We start from the raw sequence: 7143 nt of genomic DNA on the forward strand, positions 1-7143 counted from the left end.
CAACCGTCTTGGCGCTGCGCGCCAATCCACCTTCTCCCACAAGGGGAGAAGGAAAGGAGGGGCGGCGCCGTTCACCCCGCGCCCGCATCATGCTAACCAGAACCCATGGCACAGAAGAAAGGTTACGAGGTCGATTCGTGGTTGGCGCGGCCCGATCCGCGGGTCTCGATCGTCCTGCTCTATGGGCCCGACCGCGGGCTCGTCGCCGAGCGGGCAAAGGCCTTTGCCGGCAAAACCGGCCTGCCGCTCGACGATCCGTTCTCGGTGGTCAGGCTGGAAGGTTCGGAAGTCGATCGCGACGAGGGCCGCCTGCTCGACGAGGCCCGCACCGTGCCGATGTTTTCGGACCGGCGCCTGCTCTGGGTGCGCAATGCCTCCGGCCAGAAGGCGCTGGCCGACGACGTCAAGGCGCTGACATCGGAGCCGCCGCGTGACGCGATCATCCTGATCGAAGCTGGCGACCTGAAAAAAGGCGTCGGGCTGCGCGCCATTGTCGAGGCAGCCGACAACGCGATGGCCTTGCCGTGCTACGCCGACGAAGCCCGCGACATCGACACCGTCATCGACGACGAATTGCGCAAGGCCGGTATGTCGATGACGCTGGAGGCCCGCCAGGCGCTGCGCCGCAACCTCGGTGGTGACCGGCTGGCCTCGCGCGGCGAGATCGAGAAGCTGGTGCTCTATGCCCATGGCCAGACCGAAATCGGCCTCGACGACGTCAAGGCGACATCGGGCGACGTGTCCGGTCTCTCCTTCGACGATGCCGTCGATGCCTTGCTCGAAGGCAAGGTCGGCGATTTCGACATGGCCTTCACCCGCCACTGCCAGTCCGGCGGCCAGGCTTTTCTGGTGCTTTCGTCGGCGATGCGGCAGCTGCAGGCGATCCAGGCGATGCGCGGCCTGATGGACGCCGGCGGCCGCAACGCTGCTTCAGTTGTCGCCGCGGCGCGCCCGCCGGTGTTTTTCACCAGGCGAAAGCTGGTGGAGAAAGCCCTCGAACGCTGGAACAGCGAAGCGCTTGGCCGCGCTTTGACCAGGCTGCAGACGGCGGTCTTGCAGACGCGGCGGCGGCCGGATCTCTCGGTCGCGCTGGCCCGGCAGGCGCTGCTCGGCATCGCTGTGGAAAGCGCCCGGCTGGCTCAGCGCACCTGATCTCCCCCCTTGAGGGGGAGATGTCGCCGAAGGCGACAGAGGCGGTCGCAGCGCCTGGAACGCCGACATCTTCTTCGCTTCCGCAAGGTGCCGGCGCTTTACGTGAGACGACCCCCTTCTGGCCTGCCGGCCATCTCCCCCTCAAGGGGAGAGATCAGCAGCCTCGACGATTTCGCCAATCACCAGCGCTGAAAAAAGAAGGGCTGGCGATCGCCAGCCTCGTTGCGTTACCAGGACGGGGATGCCTCGCCTAGGCCGTGCTTAATCCTGAGCTAGAAGATTATTTGCCGGCTAAAAACATGCCACATCAAGCACCTACCGCTCCTGCTTCAACCGCCGGCAAAGCTCGTCGAGCTGCTCCAGCGTCCGATAAGCGACGCTGATCACGCCGCCGCGTTCCTTGTGCTCGATCGTGACGATCATGCCGATCGTGCCGGTCATCAGCTTTTCCAGCGCCAGCGTATCGGCATCCTTCTGTGGCGGTGCTGCAGGCTGTCGCTTTACCGTTGGAGCGCCCGCCGGCATCTGCGCCAGCGCTTCGGCCTGGCGCACCGAAAGCCCGTCCTCGACGATCCGCTTGGCCAGGCCCGCCGGATCCTGCGCCGTCACCAATGTGCGAGCGTGGCCGGCCGACAGCGCGCCGTCGACCAGCATGTCGCGGATCACCTCGGGAAGCTTCAGCAGCCTCAGCGTGTTGGCGACATGGCTGCGGCTCTTGCCGATCACCTGGCCGAGATCGGCCTGGGTGTAACCGTGATCGTCGATCAGCTGCTGATAGCCGAGCGCCTCCTCGACCGGATTGAGGTCGGTGCGCTGGACGTTTTCGATGATCGCCAGCTCAAGTGCGGTGCGATCGTTGACGTCGCGCACGATGATCGGAATCTCGCTCAGCCCGGCGCGCTGCGCCGCTCGCCAGCGCCGCTCGCCGGCGATGATCTCATAGCGGCCAGCTTGCGTCGGCGACGGCCGCGCCACCACCGGCTGCACCACGCCGTGTTCGCGGATCGACTGCGCAAGATCGGTCAGGTCGGCATCGCCGAAATGCCGGCGCGGATTTTTAGGGTTCGGGCTCAGGAACTCGATCGGCACCTTGCCGTCGGGATTCATGCCCTGCTTTTCCACTGCTGCCGGCCGGTCGATTTCGCCGATCAGCGCGGCCAGTCCCCGCCCCAGTCTTTTTCTTGAAAGGTCTTCGCTCATCGTCTGTCCAGATCGTTTCGGTATCGAATCAGCTTCTGCAAGTCGCTATCCCTAGGCGGCGCGCAATTTGCGCTCGCGGCGGATCACCTCGGAGGCAAGCTGCAGATAGGCCTGGCTGCCCGAGCATTTGAGGTCGTAGAGGATCGCCGGCTTGCCATAGGACGGCGCTTCGGAGACACGCACATTGCGCGGGATGACGGTTTCATAGACCTTGTCGCCCATATGCGCCCGCACATCCTGCACCACCTGGTTGGCGAGGTTGTTGCGACCGTCATACATGGTCAGCACGATGCCCTGAATGATCAGATCGGGATTGATCGAGCGGCGCACCTGCTCGACCGTCTCCAGCAACTGGCTCAAGCCTTCAAGCGCGAAGAATTCGCATTGCAGCGGCACCAGGACCGAATCGGCCGCCGCCATCGAGTTCAGCGTCAGCAGATTGAGCGATGGCGGGCAATCGATCAGCACATAGCCGAAGGGCGCGCCACGCTCGCTCGCGGCACGTAGCGCATTGCGCAACTTGAGCACCCGGTCGGGTGCGGAAGCGATCTCCATCTCGATGCCGAGCAGGTCGAGTGTCGACGGCACGATCGACAGGCCGGGCACCGCCGTCGGGATCGCCGCTGCTTCCAGTTCCAGCTCGCCGGTCAGCACGTCATAGGACGAGACGGTACGGTCCTTGCGGTCGATGCCAAGGCCTGTCGAGGCATTGCCTTGCGGATCGAGGTCGACGATCAGCACCTTTTCGCCGATCGCCGCCAGCGCCGTGGCCAGATTGATGGCCGTCGTCGTCTTGCCGACGCCGCCCTTCTGGTTGGCTACGGTGATGATTCGAGGGCCATTCTTCATCATGGGTCTATGCCAGAAATTCATTCCGAGGTCGCCGATCTAAGTCAGTTGGCGCAAATCAGACAGTTCGAGTATGACGCCATGAGCGTCGGTCGCGCTGGCATGTTCTACCAGATCGAACGACCATCGTTGAGCGCTTTCTGCCACTTCAACGCGGTAATCCCGGCCTTTGTGGAACAGGCCGCGCGCGCCCTTGGTCAGCCACGGTGCCGACAGGTCAAGCAAGACCGGAAGCGACGCCAGCGCTCTTGCCGTGACGATTTCAGGTGCCGAAACAAGCGGATAAGCATCGTCGATGCGCCGCGCGATGACTCTCGCCGGCAGATTGAATTGCCCGACGACTGCTTGCAGAAACGACGCTTTTTTCCGATTGCTCTCAACCAGGTCGATGCTGGCGCCGTCACGCTCGGCGAGCAGAAAAGCAAGCACAAGGCCGGGAAAACCGCCGCCAGAGCCCAGATCGACCCAGCGCTTCGCGTCCGGCTTGATTCGCGCCAGCTGCGCGCTGTCGAGGATGTGGCGGCGCCAGACATCGCCCTGCGTCGATTGCGCCACCAGGTTAATCCGGCGGTTCCATTTCTGGAAGACCATCTCGAACGCGACCAGGCGGTCGAATGTTTCACGTGAAACCGGGCCGGCAGCCTCTTGCAGGCTCGCCCACGAGGCAGCGCTCACGCAACGTTCCTTCGCGCAGCAGCCTCGGCGTTGCGGACATGCGCGACGATGATCGCCAGCGCCGCCGGCGTCATGCCTTCCATGCGTTGCGCATCGGCGATGGAACGCGGTTGGCGCGCCAGCATCTTCTGCTTCAGCTCGGTGGACAGGCCCGGAACCGTCGCAAAATCGAGCGAAGCCGGGATCAGCCGGCTCTCCTCATGCCTGATCTGCGTGACATCAGCCTGTTGGCGATCGAGATAGACCGAATATTTCGCCTCCGTTTCGAGACGCTCGGCTGTTTTAGCGTCGATTGCCGCAAACGCCGGGGCAATCCCGGCCAGCCAGGCGACATCGACACCGGGATAGGCCAGCAACTCATAGGCGGAGCGGCGCACACCGTCCCTGTTGATCTCCAACCCATGGCGCGCCGCCTCATTGGGGGTCATGATCGTGCCAAGCGCAAGGTCCCTCGCCTTTTCAAGCTCCTGCACGACGCCGTTGAACCGTTGCATCCGCTCTGGCGAAGCGATGCCGAGCTTCATGACCAGCGGCGTCAGCCGCTCATCGGCATTGTCGGCCCGCAGCGACAGCCGGAACTCGGCCCGCGAGGTGAACATACGGTAGGGTTCGGCGATGCCGCGGCTGGTCAAATCGTCGACCATCACCCCGATATAGGCCTCGGTGCGGCTGAGCACGATCTGATCGCTTGCCGATGCCTGCCGCGCGGCGTTGAGGCCGGCGAGCAGCCCCTGCGCGCCAGCCTCTTCGTAGCCGGTGGTGCCGTTGATCTGTCCGGCCAGGAAAAGACCGTCGACCCGCTTGGTTTCCAGCGTCGGCTTGAGCTCACGCGGATCGACATGGTCATATTCGATGGCATAACCGGGCTGCAGCATGGTGGCGCGCTCAAGGCCAGGAATGGTCTTCAGAATGTCGAGCTGCACGTCCTCGGGCAGCGAGGTCGAGATACCGTTCGGGTAGACGGTGTCATCGTCCAGTCCTTCCGGCTCCAGAAAGATCTGGTGGCCTTCGCGGTCGCCGAACTTGACGATCTTGTCCTCGATGGACGGGCAGTAACGCGGCCCCACGCCTTCGATCGAGCCCGAATACATGGCGGAGCGGCCCAGATTGGTGCGGATCAGCGCGTGCGTGGCCGCCGTCGTGCGTGTGATGCCGCAATGGATCTGCGGGTTCTCGATACGGTCGGTCAATAGCGAGAACGGCACCGGCTCGTCATCCGCAGCCTGCCTCTCAAGCGAGGTCCAATCGATCGTCCGCCCGTCCAGCCGCGGCGGCGTGCCGGTCTTGAGCCGTCCGAGCTTGAAGCCGACGCGGCCCATCGTCGCTGACAGGCCAAGGCTGGCCTGCTCGTTCATGCGACCGGCAACGATCTTCTTCTCACCGATGTGGATCAACCCGCGCAGGAAAGTGCCGGTGGTCAGCACCACGGCGCCGCAGGCAAGCCGGCGGCCATCCGCCAGCAGCACAGCCGCTATGCGCTCATTGTCGATTTCGAAATCCAGAACCTCGCCCTCGACCACGTCGAGACCGGCCTGCTCGCGAATCGCTGCCTGCATGGCGAGCCGGTAGAGCTTTCTGTCGGCTTGCGTCCGCGGCCCGCGAACTGCCGGTCCCTTGCGGCGATTGAGCAAACGGAACTGGATGCCGGCCGCGTCGGCGACGCGCCCCATCAGCCCGTCCATGGCATCGATCTCGCGAACCAGATGGCCCTTGCCGAGCCCGCCGATCGCCGGATTGCAAGACATGACGCCGATCGTATCGAAGCGCAGCGTCACCAGCGCCGTTCTCGCGCCAGCGCGCGCGGCAGCGCTGGCCGCCTCGCAACCAGCATGGCCGCCACCCACCACAACCACATCATAGTGATCGGTCATTTCAGAATCCCGAATTCAAGTCGACCGACACATGTCGCCGAGAGCCTGCGCTGTCAAGGACGCTCGACGAATCGTTTCACGTGAAACAATGCAACTGATGCGACAACCCTTAACTTCGTCATCCTAGGGCGAAGCAAGGAGCGAAGCGACGCCGCGCAGACCCTAGGATCCATGCCGTGACATCTAAGCATCGCGGCGGTGCAGGACTTTTGAAGCCGAAGCACGCGAAGGACCGGCAACTACCTCTGCACCGCGGCATCCTCCGGCTAATGTCACGGCATGGATCCTAGGGTCTGCGCTTCGCTTCGCGTTCACGCCGCCCTAGGATGACGAAACGACAGGGGGAGACCACCCAGGTGTTTCACGTGAATCACCTACCACGCCGAAGTCGCAATGTTTCACGTGAGTCATTTGCCGATGCAGAACTGCAAGAAGATCACGTCCAGCAAATCCTCGACATCGACCGCGCCGACGATGCGGCCAAGCCGGTCCGCCGCCAGGCGCAGTTCCTCCGCCCGCAACTCCTGCCCGCGCCCATCCTCAGTCAAGGCCGCAAGCAAGAAGCGCTTCGTCTCGTTGAGGAGCTCGACGTGCCGCAGCCGCGACGGCAGGATGTCGCCGGCCTGGCCGATCTGCGTCGCGGCGCGATGGCCGATCTCCGCCAGCAGCTCAGCCAGCCCTGTACCGTCCCTGGTCGAAATTACCGCGTCGTAATGCGTTGCAAGCGATTCATCTTGCATCAAATCCACCTTCGTCCCGATCCTCAATGTCGGGACCCCGGCCGGTATTGCGCCGATCGGGGCCGGGTCCACCATATCCTCCAGCACGAGCAACAAATCGGCGATTCCGGCCTTGCTCTTCGCCCTTTCGATGCCGATGGCCTCGATCCTGCCGGGCGTCTCGCGCAGGCCGGCGGTATCCGTCACCCTTACCCGCATTCCCTCGAGGTCCAGCGCCACTTCGAGCAGATCGCGGGTCGTGCCGGGCTCTTCCGTGACGATCGCCGCTTCGCGCCGCGCCAGAGCGTTGAACAGGCTCGATTTGCCGGCATTCGGTGCGCCGAGGATGACGACCTCGAACCCGTCGCGAATGATCTCGGCCGCCCGGAACCCTTCGACATGACGCTCGATCTCGTCGATCATGGCGCGCACGTCCGACCAGACCGTCTCCGCAACGGAACCAGGCACATCGTCTTCGTCGGCAAAGTCGATCTCAGCTTCGATCATCGCCCGCGCATGAATGAGCCGGCCGCGCCAACCCAGATAGAGCTCGCTTTGCACACCTTCGGCATTCTGCACCGCAAAGCGCCGCTGCGCCTCCGTCTCGGCATTGACGAGGTCGGCCAGCGCCTCGGTTTCGACCAGGTCGACCTTGCCGTTGAGAAAGGCGCGGCGGG

General features: G+C 64.0%; 6 protein-coding genes. 1 reads left to right on the plus strand and 5 read right to left on the minus strand.

The annotated features are described in order from the left end of the window. Positions 1–105: 105 nt before the first annotated feature. The gene (gene holA / locus E5W87_RS30400) at positions 106–1152 is read left to right on the plus strand and encodes a DNA polymerase III subunit delta (RefSeq protein WP_292406104.1); all 1047 of its coding nucleotides are present in this window, start codon (positions 106–108) and stop codon (positions 1150–1152) included. Positions 1153–1467: 315 nt separating this feature from the next. Here the strand turns inward: holA and E5W87_RS30405 are convergent, their stop codons facing one another. The 5 genes from E5W87_RS30405 to mnmE all read right to left on the minus strand — a co-directional run. Beyond that, on the minus strand, positions 1468–2352 hold the full coding sequence (locus tag E5W87_RS30405) for a ParB/RepB/Spo0J family partition protein (RefSeq protein ID WP_292406107.1): 885 nt from the start codon (positions 2350–2352) through the stop codon (positions 1468–1470). A gap of 51 nt (positions 2353–2403) precedes the next feature. Continuing rightward, positions 2404–3204 (minus strand): ParA family protein, encoded by an 801-nt coding sequence (locus E5W87_RS30410; RefSeq protein WP_292406110.1) that lies wholly within the window; start codon positions 3202–3204, stop codon positions 2404–2406. 36 nt (positions 3205–3240) lie between these two features. After that, positions 3241–3876 (minus strand): 16S rRNA (guanine(527)-N(7))-methyltransferase RsmG, encoded by a 636-nt coding sequence (gene rsmG, locus E5W87_RS30415; protein WP_292406113.1) that lies wholly within the window; start codon positions 3874–3876, stop codon positions 3241–3243. Continuing rightward, complete coding sequence (gene mnmG, locus E5W87_RS30420) at positions 3873–5747, minus strand: tRNA uridine-5-carboxymethylaminomethyl(34) synthesis enzyme MnmG (RefSeq protein ID WP_292406116.1); 1875 nt, start codon at positions 5745–5747, stop codon at positions 3873–3875. The genes rsmG and mnmG overlap by 4 nt, the downstream gene beginning before the upstream one ends. Before the next feature lie 407 nt (positions 5748–6154). Next, positions 6155–7143: tRNA uridine-5-carboxymethylaminomethyl(34) synthesis GTPase MnmE (gene mnmE, locus E5W87_RS30425; protein WP_292406119.1), on the minus strand; the 989-nt coding region annotated here is incomplete at its 5' end.

Origin of the sequence: Mesorhizobium sp. (genome assembly GCF_004962925.1) — a bacterium.
Lineage (GTDB): Bacteria > Pseudomonadota > Alphaproteobacteria > Rhizobiales > Rhizobiaceae > Mesorhizobium.

What these genes read in the sequence shown, in the direction of transcription:
- holA (WP_292406104.1), top strand. Translation starts at nt 106, where the DNA reads ATGGCACAGAAGAAAGGTTACGAGGTCGATTCGTGGTTGGCGCGGCCC.
- E5W87_RS30405 (WP_292406107.1), bottom strand. Translation starts at nt 2,352, where the DNA reads ATGAGCGAAGACCTTTCAAGAAAAAGACTGGGGCGGGGACTGGCCGCG.
- E5W87_RS30410 (WP_292406110.1), bottom strand. Translation starts at nt 3,204, where the DNA reads ATGATGAAGAATGGCCCTCGAATCATCACCGTAGCCAACCAGAAGGGC.
- mnmG (WP_292406116.1), bottom strand. Translation starts at nt 5,747, where the DNA reads ATGACCGATCACTATGATGTGGTTGTGGTGGGTGGCGGCCATGCTGGT.